A 1785-nucleotide genomic window follows, 5' to 3' on the forward strand; every position below is an offset into this window, starting at 1 on the left:
GCGTCACGGTGGGCGCCCGGAGTGGTCGGCGAGGGAGGGAGCGGGCCAGTTGCGGAACTCACCCGTCCATCATGACCCCGGCGTGGTCCCGGCGCCCGGGATACTCCCGCCCGTGTCACTCCACGGTGACGGACTTGGCCAGGTTGCGAGGCTGGTCCACATCCAGCCCCTTGGCCTTGGCCAGAGCGGCGGCGAAGACCTGCAGCGGCACCACCGTCAGCAGCGGCCACATGAGCGTCGGGGCGGCGGGGATGCGGATGACCGTGTCGGCGAAGGGCGTGACCGCCTCATCGCCCTCCTCGGCGATGACGATGGTGCGGGCGCCGCGGGCGCGCACCTCCTGGATGTTGGAGATGACCTTGTCATGCAGGACGGGGCGCCTGGGTGTGGGCACGATGACGAACACCGGCAGCCCCTCCTCCACCAGGGCGATGGGGCCGTGCTTGAGCTCGCCGGCAGCGAAGCCCTCGGCGTGGACGTAGGCGACCTCCTTGAGCTTGAGCGCACCCTCCAGGGCCACGGGATAGCCCACGTGGCGTCCCAGGAACAGGAAGGAGGTCTGGTCGGCCAGCTGGGCGCCCAGGTCGCGCACCATCTCCTCCTGCTCGGCCAGCAGCCGCTGGATCTTGGCGGGCATCTTGCCGAGGTTTTCCAGGTACTCGGCGACCTCGTCGGGCCACTTGTTGCCGCGCAGCTGCGCCAGGTACAGGCCCAGCAGGTAGCAGGCGGTGATCTGGGCGAGGAAGGCCTTGGTGGAGGCCACCGCCACCTCCGGGCCGGCGTGGGTGTAGAGCACGGCGTCGGCCTCGCGGGCAATGGTGGAGCCGAAGGTGTTGACGATCGCCAGTGCCCGGCTGCCCTGCTCGCGGGCGTGGCGCACCGCCTGGATGGTGTCCATGGTCTCCCCCGACTGGGAGATGGCCACGGTCAGGGTCTTCTCGGAGACGATGGGGTCGCGGTAGCGGAACTCGTGGGCGAGCTCGATCTCCACCGGGATACGGCACCAGTGCTCGATCGCGTACTTGGCGACGTGCCCGGCGTAGGCGGCGGTGCCGCAGGCGACCACGATGATTTTGTCGACGCTGCGCAGCACGGCCGGGTCGATGCGCATCTCATCCAGGACGAGTTCGCCGCGCTCGTTGACGCGTCCGAGCAGGGTGTCGGCCACGGCGGTGGGCTGGTCGTGGATCTCCTTGTCCATGAAGGTCTCGTACCCGCCCTTGACGGCGGCCGACGCATCCCAGGAGACCTCCCAGGTGCGCGGGGTGACGACGGCGCCGTCGGCGTCCCAGACGGTGACGGCGTCGGCGGTCAACAGCAGCACCTGGTCGTCGTCGACCTCGGCGGCGTGGGCGGTGAAGGCGACGAAGGCGGCGACGTCGGAGCCGAGGAAGTTCTCCCCCTCACCCAGCCCGATGACCAGCGGGCTGGAGCGGCGGGCGGCGACGATGGCGCCGGGGGCCAGTTCGGTGACGGCCAGCAGGGCGAAGGTGCCCTCCAGGCGGGCGGTGACGGCGCGCATGGAGGCCACCAACGCCGCGGCGGCAGCCTCCGGGTCGGCGGCGTCCTGGTCGGCGAGCCGGGCGGTGAAGTCAAGGTCGAGCAGGTGGGCAACCACCTCGGTGTCGGTGGCGGACAGCAGCTCGCGGCCGGCCGCCTCCACCTCGGCGCGCAGGGTCCGGAAGTTCTCGATGATTCCGTTGTGCACAACCGCCAGGGAGCCGGCACGGTGCGGGTGGGCGTTGGCGGTGGTGGGGCCGCCGTGGGTGGCCCAGCGGGTGTGGC

At 71.1% G+C, this 1785-nt stretch carries 1 protein-coding gene; it reads right to left on the minus strand.

Translation table 11 applies throughout. From position 1 onward, the window contains the following. Positions 1–115: 115 nt before the first annotated feature. Positions 116–1785 (minus strand): glutamine--fructose-6-phosphate transaminase (isomerizing) (glmS, locus tag RWX45_RS06435; RefSeq protein ID WP_316022928.1); only part of this gene is annotated, 1670 nt, incomplete at its 5' end.

Source organism: Actinomyces sp. MRS3W, from assembly GCF_032465695.1.
Taxonomy (GTDB): domain Bacteria; phylum Actinomycetota; class Actinomycetes; order Actinomycetales; family Actinomycetaceae; genus Actinomyces.